Here is a 15,193-nt window from a genome sequence, read left to right on the forward strand (position 1 = left end):
TCCGGCAGCCGGCAGCGCCGGCTGTCGATCTTCAGCGCCACCGACGGCGGCGCCTTGACCACCGGCGCCGGCGCCGGCGGCGGCGTCGGTACCGTGCTCTGCGCCACGATCGTGTTGGTGCGCGGCGGCGGCGTCGCGATGTTCACTTCCGGCGGCGGCACGAACGGCGGCGGCGGAATGTCCAGCGTCGGCGGCGGCGGCGGCGGCGGCACGTCCTCCGGCGGCTTCACTTCCTCGATGATCTTGGTCTCGATCGGCGCCGGCAGAATCTCGATCGCCTTGCGCGCCAGTCCCGACACCAGGGCCCAGATCAGCAGCGCGTGAAACACCACCACCCCGCCGATGCCGATCAGGCGGCGGCTCGAATTAGGCTTCTGGCCAAACTCCATGCTCATGCTGCATCAAACTCCGCGAAATTGATGACGCCGCGCTGTCGCAGCCGCGCTGCACCAGTTTGGTGAGGCCCCGAGTATACCGAGACCCGTTTAACGGAAAATCGCAAAAAACCCCTACTTTGAGACTGTCCGGAAAGACCACCCTCAGGATCCAATCAAAGACCGCCGAACCGGCTTATGGCAAGGCTAATCCCTTGAAAGAAGATGAGAAGGGAAGCCGCCGCTTCGTTCATGCAAAGCGCGTACCGACCCACGACGCCGCGCTCAAGCTGAACAACGCGAGACATCGGCAATTCGGAAATGCCATTCAGCAATTCGGAAATGCCATCAGGCCTGATGGCCCGTACCGGTCCGGACTCTACCGAGGCGATGCGGCACTTGCCACCTCAGGACCGACCACATCGAAATGGAGCGTGGTGCCGACAGAGGGACTCGAACCCCCGACCCACTGATTACAAATCAGTAGCTCTACCAACTGAGCTATGCCGGCGCGCGCCGGATTGTAGCCGGGATGCCGCCAGGCCAGACAAGCCGAGCTGTATCGCAGCACGGACTGCCACGATAATACGCACTTTCCACGTTCTGCCTGCCGCTATCTCCATGAGCGAAATCGAACTGCACCGCAAGCTGCTCGGCGATGCACCGCGCAATGCCGCCTTTCATCGCGCGCTGCAGCAGCTGATCCGGCCGGGCGTCAGCACGGTACTCGACATCGGCGCCGGCACCGGCTTTCTGTCGTTTCTCGCACGCCGCCTCGGGGCACGCCAGGCGACGTTGATCGAATACACCGACGCGCTCGAGCTGGCCGAGGACCTGGCGCGCCGCAACCGCATCGACGGGCTGAGCTTCCTGAAGGCACATTCCAGCGAGGTCCGGCGCAAGATGTCGGTTGACATCGTTGTCACCGAAACTCTCGGAAACTACGCGCTGGAAGAGAACTTTCTCGAGACGGCGATCGACGCGCGGCGCTTCCTCAAGGCCGACGGCGCCATCATCCCCGGACGCCTGCGCCAATTCGTCGCTCCGGTCCTGACCTCCCGCCTGCAGACGGAAATCGATGTCTGGCCGCAGATCGGTTATGACCTCGATCTGGAGCCGGCGCGCAGCATCTCGCTCAACAATATGTACGTGCGCAGCATCGAAGCGAGTGACCTCGGCGGCAGTGCCGAGCATGCTCAACTCTGGGATGATCTGGACGTCCGTCCGCAGCGTCCGGCACCGCCGAGTGCGCGGCGCCGGACGCTGCACTGGAAGGCGGCAGCGCTGCCTTCCTCGCGCATCGAAGGCTATGCACTGTGGTGGGAGGCGGAACTCGTCGAGGGCGTGACGATCTCCACCTCGCCGTTCTCGCCGCCGACGCACTGGCAGCAGATCTACCTGCCGCTGCTCGCTCCCTGCGTGCTCGACGCGGGCGACACGCTGGAGCTGACACTGGGCTCCGATACCCGGCCGGAAGTCGGCGTGCGGGTCTCATGGAAGACCCGTGTGCTGCGCGCCGGCAAGGTGATTCAGGAACAAGCGCTCGACAGCCTGCGCGGCCAGCTCTAGGGGTTGCGGTTCGCCACCTGGCCAGGCGCCGTGTCCCGTTCGAGTTCACTCAGATGCCGCAACGCGTACTCGCGACCGTCGCCGCACATCTCCAGGCTCGGCTGCAGGCCGCCGCAGACCGCCGGCCGACGCGGATCGCCGAACAGATCGCAGCCGAAGTCGGTCCGCAAATGCAGGCACGGCACGCCCGCCGGCTTGCCGCCCGGCATCAGCGGCAGCGGTGAGCTGATCGACGGCGCGATACAGCAAGCGCCGCAGCGCGGCCGGCACTTCATCGCGTCAATGCCTTAGGCTTGCGCCACGAAATTTCTGGCTTTGGATTCCATGACATGAACCGCATTCTCAAGGACCTCGTCAATCTGCTCAATCTCGAGACCCTCGAGGACAATCTGTTCCGCGGCGAATCGCGCGATCTCGGCGGCAAGAGCGTGTTCGGGGGGCAGGTCATCGGCCAGGCGCTGGCCGCGGCGTCGCGCACGGTCAGCGACGCGGTGCCACACTCGCTGCATGCCTACTTCCTGCGTCCGGGCGACATGAGCCGCTCGATCGTCTACGAGGTCGACCGCATCCGCGACGGGCGCAGCTTCACGGCGCGACGCGTACAGGCGATCCAGGGCGGGCAGCCGATCCTGTCGATGATGGCTTCGTTCCAGCGCCCTGAGGCCGGTCTGGAACATCAGGCGCCGATGCCGCCGGTACCGTCGCCCGATCAGCTCAAGCCGATGTCCGCGTACTACGAGCAGTGGCTCGACGAAGTGCCGGATCTGCCCGAACGCGTGCACACCGCCCTGACGCGCGAGGTCGCGATCGAATTCAAGCCGGTGAATCCGTACAACCCGCTCAAGCCCTCGCAGCTCGACCCGGCGCAGGGCATCTGGTTCCGCGCCGGCGGCAAGCTGCCGGATGACCCACTGCTGCATCGCTGCGTGCTCGCCTACGCCTCCGACTTCCATCTGCTGTCGACGGCATTGCGCCCGCACGCCAGGACCTGGCTCACCGACAGCATGGCGGTCGCCAGCATCGATCACGCGATCTGGTTCCACCGCGAGCTGCGTGTCGACGACTGGCTGCTGTACGCGATGGACTCGCCGACCGCGCAGGGCGCGCGCGGCCTGTCGCGCGGACTGATTTATGACCGCGCCGGCCGGCTGGTCGCCAGCGTCGTGCAGGAGAACCTCATGCGCGAGCTCTCGCCCGGCTGAAGCGCCAGCGCTGCATGGCGCCGCCACCCGCCGCTGCCGCCCCGCCAATGCAGACCGCGCGGCAGAGGCCTAAGCTGCCGGCATGAACAAGCGAGCCGGACATCCGCCGCCGAAGCGTGTCGCGCCAACCGACCTGCAGCGCTGGCGCGGGCTCGTCTCGTTGTGCGGCGACGCCTACGCGCAGGCGAGCGCGCGCATTCACGACTTCCATCGCGCGATTGCCCGCCGCCCGTTCGCGGCGCTCGATGCCGTTCCGGGCGTCGCGCAGGCGGCGACGCCCGTGCGCGTGCTGCATGACGGCATCACCGACGGCGTCTATCTCGGCGTGCGCCAGATCGGCGCGCTGGTCTTCGACACCGCCACCGCCGCGCTCGACGCCACAGCCCACATGCGCGGGGCCGAAGCGCCGCGCGCACGGCCGCGCTTCGACGCCATTGCCAGCGCCCTGAGCGGCGCCTTCGGCGACCACCTCGCGGTCCGGCGCAGTGCGCTCGCCCCGCGCGCGGCCTTCCATGCCGACGGCCTGCCCCTGCCGCTGACGCGCGAAGCGCTCGCGCAATCGTTCGCGGCGCCGCAGCCGCGGCTCGTCGTGTTCGTGCATGGCCTGTGCTGCAACGAAACCAGCTGGCAGCTCTATCGGGACCCGCAACGCCCGCAGACGCGCCCCTACGGCGAACGCCTGCAAGACGTCGGCTACAGCGCGCTCTATCTGCGCTACAACACCGGCGCGCATATCTCGCACAACGGCCGCCGCCTCGCGCACTTGCTGCGCCGGCTCGTCGCGCAATGGCCGGTCGCGGTCGACGAGATCGTGCTGATCGGGCACAGCATGGGAGGTCTGGTCAGCCGCGCCGCCATCGCCCACGGCTTGCGCCGCGGCGACGCCTGGACGGCGGCCGTGCGCCATGTGTTCTGCCTGGGTTCGCCGCACCGCGGCGCTCCGCTCGAAAAAGCCGTGCACGGCGCGACGCAGCTGATGCAGGCCTTCGAGCTTTCGCGGCCCTGGGCGCAGGCGCTCGATCTGCGTTCGGTCGGCATCCGCGACCTGCGCCATGGCGCGACCGCCGACGCCGACTGGCGCCAGGCCGCGCGGCGTGAATGGCGCCCGCCGCAGCCGCTGCCGCGCGCCGGACACGCGCGCTACCACTTCATCGGCAGCAGCCTCGGCCTCGATGCCCGCGACTGGCGCGGTCGCTGCTTCGGCGACGGCCTCGTGCGCCTGCCGAGCGCGCTGGCCCATGAACTCGCCGACGCCGACACTGCGGTGCTGTTCGGCCGCCATCACCTGCAGCTGCTCAACGACCCGGACGTCTACCGCCTGCTCGCCAGCACGCTCGGGCTCGGCACCGGCGCGGACGAACGCTTGACCGAGGCGTCGATCGCGTCGGCCTGAGCGCGCTCAGGCGACGGCCGACTCGACGCCGTCTTCGAAGAAGCGCGCCACGGCCTCGCGCTGCAGGCGCACATCGGTGAGCTGATTGATCGCGCCCCAGAAGGCGGCCGCATCCGGCTGCGCCTGGCAGTACCACTGGATGTGCTTGCGCGCCACGCGCACGCCGCGCCCTTCGCCGTAGAAAGCGTAGAGCGCGTCCAGATGCTCCAGCAGCCAGCGCCGGATCTCGAAACGCGACGGCGGCGGCAGGTGCTCGCCGGTCGCCAGGAAATGAGCGATCTCGCGGAAGATCCACGGTCGCCCCTGCGCCGCACGACCGATCATCAGTGCGTCGGCGCCGGTGCGGCGCAAGACCTCGCGCGCCTTCTGCGGCGCATCGATATCGCCATTGGCGATGACGGGAATCCGCAGCGTCTGCTTGACCGCCGCGATCGTCTCGTACTCCGCCTCGCCCTCGTAATGATCCTCGCGCGTGCGCCCGTGCACGGTCAGCGCCTGGATGCCGCAGTCCTCGGCGATGCGCGCGATGCGCAGCGCGTTGCGCTCGGCGCGCGAGAAACCGGTGCGGATCTTCAAGATCACCGGAACCTCGACCGCGGCCACCACCGCAGCGCAGATCCGCGCCACCAGCGCCTCATCGCGCAACAGCGCCGAGCCGGCATCGACACGGCAGACCTTCTTCGCCGGGCAGCCCATGTTGAGGTCGATGATCTGCGCCCCGTGCGCCACGTTGTAGCGCGCCGCCTCGGCCATCTGCTGCGGATCGTAGCCGGCAATCTGCACCGCGATCGGCGCGTGCTCGCCGTCGTGGTCGATACGCAGCCGCGATTTCTCGGTATGCCAGAGGCTGGCGTCGGAACTCGTCATCTCGCTGACCGCGAGCCCCGCCCCCAGCCGTCGGCAGAGCTGCCGGAACGGACGGTCGGTGACGCCGGCCATCGGCGCCAGCACCAGGGGAACGTCGACGAGATAGGGCCCGATCCGCATCCGCGTATTGTCGCGGAGCGGCGACGGCAAGTCATTCAAATGCTTTGAAGTCATGCCTCAAATCATTTTGCTGTCCGCTGTCACGGAAAATCACTATTGTGAGCGTTAACAGCCGGTCCCCCAACGTCGTCCGTCCCCCCAAACCCCCGGATGACGTCCCCCCGACGGCGGGTCGCAAGATCCGCCGTTTTTTATTGCGCGGCGCCGGGATGACATCCGGAGCGGCGCGCTCGACCGCGGCAGCCCTCGACCTCGATCAGCCGGACGCCGGCTACCGGCTTGGCGCAAAGCTTTATCGACGGCGGAACGCGAGCGCGGCCGCCCCTGCAAGCATCGTCGCCCTGCCCGCGTACCGTCGGCCGGTTCAGAAACCGTCGGCCGGCATCGTCAGGCAGGTATCGTCGAAGCGCTTCAGCAGCGCCGCCAGGCGCTCGATTTTCGGCAGTTCGTAACGAGTAAAGAAACGACAGGCGTGGCGCTTGCCCCGGTAGAACGCCTGTTCGGCGTCGCCGGCCGAAGCCAGCGCGCGCTCGGCGACGATGGCCTGCAGCAGCCACATCCAGGCGACGACCACCTGCCCCAGCATTTCCAGGTACGCCGTCGCGTTGGCCAGGAAGCGCTCGATCTCGCCGCGCTGCGCGCCGGCGGCGAGCTGGGCGGTGACGGCGGCGACCTGCGCGACGGCGGCGCGCAGCGCCTCGGCATCCTCGGCGAGCGCCGGCAGCGCCGCCGCCTCGTCGGCGGTCGCCGTGACGCGCGCGAGCAGCAGGCGGAACGCCGCACCATTGGCCATCAACACCTTGCGGCCGAGCAGGTCGAGCGCCTGGATGCCGGTCGTGCCTTCGTGGATCGGATTGAGCCGGTTGTCGCGGTAGAGCCGCTCCAGCGGATAGTCGCGCGTGTAGCCGTAGCCGCCGAGCACCTGGATCGCCAGCTTGTTCGCCTCCAGGCCGAATTCGCTCGGCCAGCTCTTGGCGATCGGCGTCAGCACCTCGAGCAACTGGTGCAACGCGTGGCGCTGCGCCTCGTCCTCGGCGATCGCCTGCTCGTCGACCAGCCGCGCGCAGTACAGGCACAGCGCCAGCGCGCCCTCGGCATAGACCTTCTGCTGCAAGAGCATGCGGCGCACGTCGGCGTGCTCGATGATCGGCACGGGCCTGCTGTCGGGATCCTTGTTGGCGACCGGCCGACCCTGCGGCCGGTGCCGCGCGTAATCGAGCGAATAGCGATAGCCGGCGCAGGCCAGTGCCGCCGCGCCCATGCCGACGCCGATACGCGCCTCGTTCATCATGTGGAACATGTAGGCGAGGCCATGGTTCGGCTCGCCGATCAGCTCGCCGACCGCCGGCTCGCTCTCGCCGAAGTTCAGTGCCGCGTTGACGGTACCGCGATAGCCCATCTTGTGATTGAGGCCGGCCACGTGCACGCCGTTGCGCGCGCCGATGCGACCTTCGCCGTCGACCCGGAACTTCGGCACGATGAACAGCGAAATGCCGCGCACGCCGGACGGCGCGCCGTCGATGCGCGCGAGCACGTGGTGAACGATGTTCTCCGACAGCTCGTGATCGGCGCCCGAGATCCACATCTTGTTGCCGACCAGGTGATACGTGCCGTCGGCCTGCGCAATCGCGCGCGTGCGGATGTCGCCGAGCGAGGAGCCGGCCTGCGGCTCGGACAGGCACATCGTGCCGAACCAGCGTCCTTCGAGCATCGGCCGCATGTAGCGCGCCTTCTGCGCGGCGCTGCCGTGCGCACGCTGCAGATTGGCGGCCGCCGCGGTCAGGAACGGATAGCCGGCGGTGCCGGCGTTGGCGGCCGTGAAATACCCCATCGCCGCCGCGGTCAGCGTGTACGGCAACTGCAGACCGCCGTCCTCGATCGGGAACGAGGCCGCGATGAAGCCGCCGTCGATGTAGGCGGCGAGCGCCTGCTTGACCTCCGGAATCAGCGCCACGCGACTGCCGTCGAAGCTCGGCTCGTTGGCGTCGAGCTTGGCGGCATGCGGCAGGAATTCTTCCTCGGCGATCTTCTGCGCCGCGTCGAGCACGGCATCGAAGCTGGCGCGGTCGTGCATCGAGAAACGCGCCGCCGCGGTCAGCTCGGTAAGGCGCAGCACTTCATGGAGCAGGAAGTCGAGGTCCCGGCGTTCGATCAGCTGCGGCACGGCCGCTCTCCTCTGATGGGTTCTTTCTGGGGCGCGGCGATGGAACCGCGGGCGGGCAGGATAGCGAGCGCCGCGCGCCAGCGTCGAGTCGCGCCGTCGTCTCGGCGACGCATCCGCTAAGCTGCGCGCCGCTTCCCATTTTCTTTGCGCCCATGCCTGTCCAGAACCTCCCGGCGCCGAGCACGCCGCTGCTGCTGCTCGAAACCCGTCTCGGCCTCGAAATCGCGGCGCTGGCCCTGGCCTATCCACGCCTGCGCCGCACGCTGCCGCGCGGCAGCGGCCAGCCGGTGCTGGTCATCCCCGGCTTCGGCATGAGCGATCGCACGATCGCACCGCTGCTCGCGGCGCTGCGGCGCCTCGGCTATGCCGCCCACGGCTGGGGCCTCGGCCGCAATCTCGGCATGCGCCGCGGCGTCAAGGAACAGCTGGCGACGCGCCTGCGCGAGCTGCACGAACAGCACACGCAGCCGGTGACGCTGGTCGGCTGGAGCCTCGGCGGCGTGTTCGCGCGCGAACTGGCCCGGCATCAGGCGCAGTACGTGCGCCGCGTTGTCACGCTCGGCAGCCCGATCAACGGCCATCCCGACGCCAACAACATGGTCACACTGTTCCGTCTCGCCAACCGCGGCCAGCCGGTCAAGACCGATCTCGACGGCTTCGCGCGACGCATCGCGCCGCCGCCGGTGCCGTGCACCGCCGTCTACACCAAGACCGACGGCATCGTCGCCTGGCGGGCCTGTCTCGAAGATCCGGCCCCGAACACCGAGAACGTCGAGGTGCGCGGCAGCCATCTCGGCCTGCCGTTCAATCCGCAGGTCCTGCGCGTCATCGTCGAACGCCTCGCGCGCGCCGACTGAACGCCGCCTCGCCGCCGTCGCCGCGGCCGGAGTGCCGTGCGGCAGTCGATTAGACACGTGTTGAATTACTGACACCGTGTCAGTAAAGTCGGCCGCAGAATCTGGGAGGAGAACCCGTGAGCCGCGCCCGAACCGCGAGCCGCAGCCATAGCCGGCAGCGCCGCGACGACGAGAAGGAATTGCGCCGCGAAGCGATCATCGATGCCGCCGAAGCAGTCTTCGCGCGCGCCGGCTTCGAGACCGCGAAGATGGAAGACGTCGCGCGCCGCGCGCGCATCTCTCGCGCACTCGTCTACCTGTACTTCAAGAACAAGGCCGAGCTGCAGCTGGCCGTCTGCCGCCGCGCGCTGAACATCCTGCGCGAGCGGCTCGCCGCCGCCGCCGCCGCGGCGCCGAGCGGCTATGCGCAGATCGGCGCGATCGGCCATGCCTACATCGCCTTCGCCGACGAGTTCCCGCTGTATTTCGCGGCGCTGTCGCGCTTCGAGGCGCACCGTCCGGAATCCGTGGCGCCGGGCTCGACCGAACGCGCCGTGCTCGAAGCCGGCGTCGCCGTGCACGAGGTGACGATCGCCGCGCTCCGGCAAGGCATGCGCGACGGCACGATCCGCCGCGTCGACAAGCCGATGCTGGTGGCGCTGACCTTGTGGGGCTTCACGCACGGCGCGATCCAGATCGCGCAGACCAAGGCCGCGTTTCTAGAAGAAGTGGGCTTGTCGGCCGACGAATTCCTCGGCCACGCGATCCGCTTCGGCACCGGCGGGCTGCAGCCTGCCGCAGCACCCGCCCGAGGCAAGCGCAAATGAGCATGGTGATCACCAGACAGGCATGGCTCGTCGCCGTGATGCTGGCGTTGGCGGCCGGTCCTGCCGCCGCCGGCGACGAGAACCTGCAGGCCTATCTCGACGAGGCACTCGCCGCCAACCCGGTGCTGGCGGCGCGCGGCGAGGACGTGCGCGCCAGCGACTACGCGCTCGACGACGCCCGCGCCCAGCAGTATCCGCAGCTCAGCTTCAACGCCCGCTACACCCAGGCGCACGGCGGACGCACGATCGACCTGCCGGTCGGCGACCTGCTGAATCCGGTCTACGACACGCTCAACCAGATGCTGGAGCAGCAGGGCCAGCCGGCGCAGTTCCCGAACATCAGCAATCAGCGCATCCGCTTCCTGCGCGAACATGAGCAGGAAACCAAGCTGTCCCTGAGCGCGCCGCTGTTCACGCCGGAACTGTGGGCCAACGTCGATGCCAAGCGCGCGCTGGCCGGCGCCAGCCGCGCCGAACGCGAGGCGTACGCGCGCAGTCTCGTGCGCGAACTCAAGCGCGCCTACTACGGCGCCGTCCAGGCCGAGGCCGCGGCCGGCATCCTCGAAGCAAGCGAGCGCCTGCTCGCCGAAGACGTGCGGGTTTCGCAGTCGCTGACCGAGGCCGGCAAGGCGACGCGCGATCGCGTGCTGCGCGCCGAAGCCGAGCGCCTCGCCGCCGTGCAACGCCTCGACGAAGCGCGCGCGCAGGCCAAGCAGGCGCGCCGGCTCGTCAATCTGCTGCGCGCGCAACCGGACGACGCACCGCTGATGCTGCCGGCGCCGGATTCCCTGCATCTGCCGCCCGCCGTCGCGCCCGCCGCGCAGCCGCGCCCCGAACTGCGCCAGCTCGACCGCACACTGAACGCCGCCGAGGCCGGCGAGCGCGCCGCCCGCGCCGCGCAGTGGCCGACGCTCGGGCTGGCCGCCGACTACGGCATCCAGGGCGAGGACTATCGCAGCGACAGCGAATCTGACTTCGATACCGTCTCGCTGGTGCTGCGCTGGAATCTCTGGGACGCCGGCAGCCGCCGCGCGCAGCGCGGCCAGGCGGCGGCACAGAGCGCCAGCCTGCGCGCCGAGCGCGAGGATCTGCTGCGCCGCCTGCGCCTGGCGCGGCTCGCCGCCGAGGACAATCTGGCGACGGCGCTGCGCGCAGTCGACAGCGGCACCGCGCGCCTCACCGCCGCCGAGGAGAGCTTCCGCATCGCCGAACGCAAGCGTGCCGCCGCGGCGCTGTCGCAGATCGAGTTCCTCGACGCCGAACGTGCCCTGCGCGAAGCCCGGCTGGGGCTGGCGATCGCGCGCTGTGGTGCTCTCGATCGCGCCGCCGAGCTGGAACTGGCGAGCGCGAGCTATCCCCTTCCCGATTCTCTCGTGGCGCCCTGACCGATGAACCACTTCCACGCCTGCATCCGTCGTGCGCCCTGGCTCCTCAGTTGCGCGCTCCTGCTCAGCGCCTGCGGTCCGGGCAAGGCCCCGGAACCGGCGGCGCCGCAGCCGCGCGCGGTGCGCGCGGCGCTGGTCGAAAGCGGTCCGGCCGAGGCGCCGATCATCGCCAGCGGCGTGCTCGCCTCGCGCGACGAGGCGCGGCTCGCGTTCAAGTCCGGCGGCGTCGTGCGTCGTATCGCGGTGCGCGCCGGCGACAGCGTGCGCAAAGGCGAGGTGCTCGCCGAAATCGAGACTACCGAAATCGGCGCCGGCGTCGCCCAGGCGCGCGCCGCCCACGACAAGGCGCGGCGCGATCTGGAGCGCGGCCGCCAGCTCTACGCCGACGACGTCATCACCCGCGAGCAGCTCGACGACCTCGGCACCGCGGAGACGGTCGCGCGCGCCCAGCTCGACGCGGCGCAGTACAACCTCGGCCACGCCCAGATCGTCGCGCCGGCCGACGGGGTTGTGCTGCGCCGCTACGTCGAACCGCGCGAAACGGTCGCCGCCGGCCAGCCGATCGTCGAGATCGGCCAGACCGGTTCCGGCCACGTGCTCAAGCTCGGCCTCGCCGACCGCGATGTGGTGCGCGTGGCGCTCGGCGACCGCGCCGACATCGAGTTCGACGCCTATCCGACGCAGCGCTTCGCGGCGCGCGTGGTCGAGATCAGCCGCGCCGCCGACCCGCGCAGCGGCACCTTCCCGATCGAGATCGAACTCGACGCCGCCTCAATTCCGGCCCAGGTGCGTCTGCCGAGCGGTCTGGTCGGTCGCGCCACGATCACGGCGCGCGGCGCCGGCGCGACGCGCAGCTACGTGCCGCTCGCGGCGCTGGTCGAAGGCGACCAGCACGCGACCACGATCTTCACCCTCGACGGCCAGGTCGCGCATCGGCGCAAGGTGGCCATCGCGTTCGTCGCCGGCGAGCAGGCCGCGCTCGAGCAGCCGCTGCCCGAAGGCACACGCCTGATCACCGACGGCGCCAGCTATCTGGTCGACGGCGAGACCGTGCGCGTCGTCGACTGAGCCGCCGCCATGCGCATTTCCGAATTCGCGGTCCGCAACGTCCCGTTCATGCTGGTCGCGTCGCTGTTGCTGACGGCGCTCGGCGTTTCGGCGTGGATGAAGATCTCGCGCACCGAAGATCCGCATTTCCCGATCTCGGCGTTCTCGATCGTCGTGCTCTATCCGGGCGCCGATCCGCAGGAAGTGGAGCGCCAGGTCGCCGAACCGATCGAGGACGCGATCCACACGCTTGACGACGTCAAGGAGATCGTCAGCACCGCCGACGACAGCCTCGGCATCGTGCGCGTCGAGTTCGAGGCCTACGTCGACACCGACAAGAAGTACGACGAGCTGACGCGCGAGCTTGATGCGCTGTCGCGCAAGCTGCCGCCCGGCGTCGCCAGCGTCGAGATCAACAAGATCAATCCCGGCGACGTCAACATCGTGCAGTACGCGCTGGTCTCGGCCGACGCCTCGTACCGCACGCTCGAGGATGCCGCCGAGGACCTCAAGGACGTGCTCGAGCGCGTACCCGGTGTCAACAAGTCGGAAACCTGGGCCTATCCGCAGCGCGAGCTGCGTGTCGAGCTCAATCTCGAACGCATGGCCGAGCTGCGCCTGCAGCCGGCCCAGGTGCTCGGCGTGATCCAGGCCGACAACACCAACGTGCCGGGCGGCGCCGTCGAAGCCGGCCCGCGCCGCTTCAACATAAAGACCAGCGGCGCCTTCCACAGCCTGCAGCAGATCCGCGATGCGGTCGTCACCGGCAACGGCGCGCATGCGATCCGCGTCGCCGACATTGCCGACGTGCGCTGGGACGCCGGCCCGTACGACTACGTCGCCCGCTTCGACGGCCGGCGCGCGGTGTTCGTGACCGCCAACCAGAAGAGCGGCCGCAACATCTTCGAGACCAAGCAGGCGATCGACGCGGCGGTCGCGGCGTACGCGAAGACGCTGCCGGCCGGCGTCACGCTCGAACTTGGCTTCGACCAGTCGCGCAACGTCAAAACCCGTCTCGACCGGCTCGGTCACGACTTCATGCTGGCGATCGTGCTGGTCGCGGTGACGCTGCTGCCGCTCGGCCTGCGCGCCGCCGGCATCGTCATGGTGTCGCTGCCGCTGTCGCTGCTGAGTGGTCTGGCGGCGCTGTACTTCGCCGGCTTTTCGCTCAACCAGCTGTCGATCGCCGGCTTCGTGATCGCACTGGGCCTGCTGGTCGACGATTCGATCGTCGTCACCGAGAACATCGCGCGCTTCCTGCGCATGGGCCATTCGCCGGACGAAGCGGCGATCCGCGCGACCCGGCAGATCGCGCTCGCCGTGCTCGGCTGCACGGCGACGCTGCTGTTCGCGTTCGTGCCGCTGCTGGCGCTGCCCGGCAACCCCGGCAAGTTCATCCGCTCGATGCCGCTCGCCGTGGTGCTCACCGTCAGCGCCTCGCTGCTCGTCTCGCTGACGGTGATCCCGTTCCTCGCCTCGCGCGTGCTGCCGCGCGACGGCGGCGAGGAAGGCAATGCCCTCCTGCACGGGCTGATGTACCTGATCCGCCGCATCTACTCGCCGTGGCTGCGCCGTGCGCTGGCGCATCCGCGACTGACGGTGCTGCTGTCGGCGCTCGCCTTCGCGCTGAGTTTCGCGCTGGTGCCGCTGATGGGCCTGTCGCTGTTCCCGAAAGCCGACACGCCGCAGTTCCTGATCACGATCACGACGCCGAACGGCAGCAGCCAGACGCGTACCGGCGAAGCGCTCAGCGCCGTCGAGGCGATCCTGCACGCGCATCCCGAGATCAGCCATACGCTGTCGAATCTCGGCCACGGCAACCCGCGCATCTACTACAACGTGTTCCCGCACGAGAACGCCGCGAACTACGCCGAAGTCTTCGTTCAGCTGCAGCGCTACAACCCGCAGACGACGCCGGCGCTGCTCGACACGCTGCGCCGCGAGTTCGACGCGCTGCCGGGCACCGAAATCGTCGTCAAGGAATTCGAGAACGGCCCGCCGATCGAAGCCCCGATCGCGCTGCGCGTCGTCGGCCCCGACCTCGACCGCCTGCGCGAGCTGGCCACCGAGGTCGAAACCCTGATGCGCGCGACGCCCGGCGTGCGCAACATCAGCAATCCGCTGCGCCGCGCGCGCGTCGATCTGCAGCTCGACGTCGATACCGCCAAAGCCGGGCTGCTCGGCGTGCCGGTGCTCGATCTCGACCGCGCCGTGCGCCTGGCCGTCGCCGGATTGTCGGCCGGCGACTTCCACGAGCCGGATGGCGACAAGTATCCGATCGTGCTGCGCGCGCCGATGCGCGAGCGGCCGACGCTGGCGACGCTCGAAGGCATACACGTCGCCAACGCCGCCGGCGTGCAGGTGCCGCTCGCCGAGCTGGCGACGCTCAAGCTCAGCGAGTCCTCGCCGCGCATCTACCGTCGCAACCGCGAACGCGCGGTGTCGATCTCCGCGTATACCGAGAACGGCTACAACACAGAGGCGCTGACGCAGCAGCTGCTCGCCGGCCTCGCCAGAATGGATCTGCCGCCGGGCTACCGCTACGAAGCCGGTGGCGAACTCGAAGGCCGCAAGGACAGCTTCGCCGGCTTCGGCACCGCGATCATCGTCGCGATCGCCGGCATCATGGCCGTGCTGGTGCTGGAGTTCGGCAGCTTCAAGAGCACGCTGATCGTCGCCGGCGTGATTCCGCTCGGCGTCACCGGCGGCATCGTCATGCTGTTCGCCTGCGGCTACACGCTGAGCTTCACGGCGATGATCGGTTTCATCGCGCTGATCGGCATCGAGATCAAGAACTCGATCCTGCTCGTCGACTTCACCAACCAGCTGCGCGAACAGGGCAAGGCGCTCGACGAAGCGATCGCCGAGGCCGGCGAGATCCGCTTCCTGCCGATCCTGCTGACCTCAGTGACGGCGATCGGCGGCATGCTGCCGCTGGCGCTGCAGGACTCGCCGCTGTATTCGCCGATGGCGCTCGTCATCATCGGCGGCCTGATCAGCTCGACGCTGATCGGCCGCCTGGTCACGCCGGTGATGTACAAGCTGCTGCCGCCGGAGCTGCGCGCGCCGGCGGCCGTCGGCGGCTAGGGCCTGTCATCAATTGATTAAATCAGCGAAGCTTGTTGCTTCTTGGCACCGCTGACCATCGATGACTCGCCGCTACGGACTACGAGACGATCAATGGGCTCGCATCGAGCCTCTGCTTCCGGGCCGTGTGGGCCATGTCGGGGTGACCGCCAAGGACAACCGGCGGTTTGTTGAAGCGGTGCTGTATCGGTATCGCGCCGGGATTCCTTGGCGCGATCTTCCCGAACGCTTTGGTGACTTCCGCGTGATCCACCTGCGGCACACGCGCTGGAGTCGATCCGGTGTCTGGCAGCGGGTGTTCGAAGCCTTGTCCGCCGATGCG

General features: G+C 69.1%; 12 protein-coding genes, 1 tRNA gene and 1 pseudogene. 9 read left to right on the forward strand and 5 right to left on the reverse strand.

The genetic code is table 11. The annotated features are described in order from the left end of the window. Both K343_RS0118005 and K343_RS0118010 read right to left on the reverse strand, forming a co-directional pair. A pseudogene (locus K343_RS0118005) lies at positions 1-395 on the reverse strand (energy transducer TonB); the annotation flags it as partial. A 414-nt stretch (positions 396-809) separates the two neighbouring features. Beyond that, positions 810-885, reverse strand: a tRNA-Thr gene (locus tag K343_RS0118010). Positions 886-995: 110 nt separating this feature from the next. On the opposite strand from K343_RS0118010, the gene K343_RS0118015 reads away from it, so the two are divergent. Continuing rightward, the gene (locus tag K343_RS0118015; RefSeq protein ID WP_043113133.1) at positions 996-1,943 is read left to right on the forward strand and encodes a methyltransferase domain-containing protein; all 948 of its coding nucleotides are present in this window, start codon (positions 996-998) and stop codon (positions 1,941-1,943) included. Here the strand turns inward: K343_RS0118015 and K343_RS0118020 are convergent. Then, positions 1,940-2,218 carry a hypothetical protein gene (locus tag K343_RS0118020; RefSeq protein WP_028009246.1) on the reverse strand — a complete coding sequence of 93 codons (279 nt, stop codon included), beginning with the start codon at positions 2,216-2,218 and terminating at the stop codon, positions 1,940-1,942. The two genes, K343_RS0118015 and K343_RS0118020, sit on opposite strands and share 4 nt — an antisense overlap. Positions 2,219-2,272: 54 nt before the next feature. Between K343_RS0118020 and tesB the strand changes: the two genes are divergently transcribed. Together tesB and K343_RS22790 are read left to right on the forward strand one after the other, a co-directional pair. Then, on the forward strand, positions 2,273-3,145 hold the full coding sequence (tesB, locus tag K343_RS0118025) for an acyl-CoA thioesterase II (protein ID WP_028009247.1): 873 nt from the start codon (positions 2,273-2,275) through the stop codon (positions 3,143-3,145). A gap of 82 nt (positions 3,146-3,227) precedes the next feature. Continuing rightward, positions 3,228-4,538, forward strand: a complete 1,311-nt coding sequence (locus tag K343_RS22790; RefSeq protein WP_051278700.1) for a lipase family alpha/beta hydrolase — start codon at positions 3,228-3,230, stop codon at positions 4,536-4,538. A 6-nt stretch (positions 4,539-4,544) separates the two neighbouring features. On the opposite strand, the gene dusB is transcribed toward K343_RS22790, so the two are convergent. Further along, the gene (gene dusB, locus K343_RS0118035) at positions 4,545-5,525 is read right to left on the reverse strand and encodes a tRNA dihydrouridine synthase DusB (RefSeq protein WP_043113138.1); all 981 of its coding nucleotides are present in this window, start codon (positions 5,523-5,525) and stop codon (positions 4,545-4,547) included. 364 nt (positions 5,526-5,889) lie between these two features. After that, positions 5,890-7,689, reverse strand: a complete 1,800-nt coding sequence (locus K343_RS0118040) for an acyl-CoA dehydrogenase (RefSeq protein WP_028009249.1) — start codon at positions 7,687-7,689, stop codon at positions 5,890-5,892. 152 nt (positions 7,690-7,841) lie between these two features. Here K343_RS0118040 and K343_RS0118045 point away from each other — a divergent pair, with 152 nt between their 5' ends. The 6 genes from K343_RS0118045 to K343_RS24255 all read left to right on the forward strand — a co-directional run. After that, entirely contained in the window at positions 7,842-8,546 is a 705-nt protein-coding gene (locus K343_RS0118045) for an esterase/lipase family protein (protein WP_028009250.1), read from the forward strand. 116 nt (positions 8,547-8,662) lie between these two features. After that, positions 8,663-9,352, forward strand: a complete 690-nt coding sequence (locus tag K343_RS0118050) for a TetR/AcrR family transcriptional regulator (RefSeq protein ID WP_028009251.1) — start codon at positions 8,663-8,665, stop codon at positions 9,350-9,352. Positions 9,353-9,354: 2 nt separating this feature from the next. Next, complete coding sequence (locus tag K343_RS0118055) at positions 9,355-10,737, forward strand: TolC family protein (RefSeq protein ID WP_043113135.1); 1,383 nt, start codon at positions 9,355-9,357, stop codon at positions 10,735-10,737. 3 nt (positions 10,738-10,740) lie between these two features. Further along, positions 10,741-11,805 carry an efflux RND transporter periplasmic adaptor subunit gene (locus K343_RS22795; protein ID WP_051278701.1) on the forward strand — a complete coding sequence of 355 codons (1,065 nt, stop codon included), beginning with the start codon at positions 10,741-10,743 and terminating at the stop codon, positions 11,803-11,805. A gap of 9 nt (positions 11,806-11,814) precedes the next feature. Then, positions 11,815-14,871: an efflux RND transporter permease subunit gene (locus K343_RS0118065; protein WP_028009253.1), complete on the forward strand. Its 3,057-nt coding sequence runs from the start codon at positions 11,815-11,817 to the stop codon at positions 14,869-14,871. A gap of 61 nt (positions 14,872-14,932) precedes the next feature. Continuing rightward, positions 14,933-15,193: transposase (locus K343_RS24255; RefSeq protein WP_154662403.1), on the forward strand; the 261-nt coding region annotated here is incomplete at its 3' end.

It is taken from the genome of Solimonas flava DSM 18980, from assembly GCF_000426685.1.
Lineage (GTDB): Bacteria > Pseudomonadota > Gammaproteobacteria > Nevskiales > Nevskiaceae > Solimonas > Solimonas flava.

Coding starts and splice junctions, on each gene's coding strand:
- K343_RS0118015 (WP_043113133.1), top strand. CDS start 996: ATGAGCGAAATCGAACTGCACCGCAAGCTGCTCGGCGATGCACCGCGC.
- K343_RS0118020 (WP_028009246.1), bottom strand. CDS start 2,218: ATGAAGTGCCGGCCGCGCTGCGGCGCTTGCTGTATCGCGCCGTCGATC.
- tesB (WP_028009247.1), top strand. CDS start 2,273: ATGAACCGCATTCTCAAGGACCTCGTCAATCTGCTCAATCTCGAGACC.
- K343_RS22790 (WP_051278700.1), top strand. CDS start 3,228: ATGAACAAGCGAGCCGGACATCCGCCGCCGAAGCGTGTCGCGCCAACC.
- dusB (WP_043113138.1), bottom strand. CDS start 5,525: ATGCGGATCGGGCCCTATCTCGTCGACGTTCCCCTGGTGCTGGCGCCG.
- K343_RS0118045 (WP_028009250.1), top strand. CDS start 7,842: ATGCCTGTCCAGAACCTCCCGGCGCCGAGCACGCCGCTGCTGCTGCTC.
- K343_RS0118055 (WP_043113135.1), top strand. CDS start 9,355: ATGGTGATCACCAGACAGGCATGGCTCGTCGCCGTGATGCTGGCGTTG.
- K343_RS22795 (WP_051278701.1), top strand. CDS start 10,741: ATGAACCACTTCCACGCCTGCATCCGTCGTGCGCCCTGGCTCCTCAGT.
- K343_RS0118065 (WP_028009253.1), top strand. CDS start 11,815: ATGCGCATTTCCGAATTCGCGGTCCGCAACGTCCCGTTCATGCTGGTC.